This is a genomic window from Burkholderia sp. AW49-1 (assembly GCF_053427845.1).
Genome location: NZ_JBSAXF010000138.1, coordinates 1 through 257 on the forward strand (window position 1 = coordinate 1; position 257 = coordinate 257).

Annotated in this window: 1 protein-coding gene; it reads left to right on the forward strand. The window is 59.9% G+C overall.

What is annotated here, in order from left to right:
• On the forward strand, window positions 1-257 hold a 257-nt coding region (locus ACV22W_RS33770; protein WP_448023879.1), incomplete at both ends, for a hypothetical protein.

Below are 257 nucleotides of genomic sequence, written 5' to 3' on the forward strand. Positions count from 1 at the left end.
GACATCAAGATTCCGGCCAAGTACGACGCCGACGGCTGGGCGGCGTCGGGCCAGAAACTGCCGGGCGTGACGGTGTCCTACTCGGGGCAATATCACTACAACAACTACGACAACAGCGAATACGACTGGAAATTGCCGTTCGGCAATGCGCCATTCGTCGGTAGTCGCCCGGGTGGCTACACGCAGGCGGCGCCGGCGTCGATCAAGGACTACAAGCTGCCGGGCTATTTCTCGACGATAAGTTCGAACGGCACGAT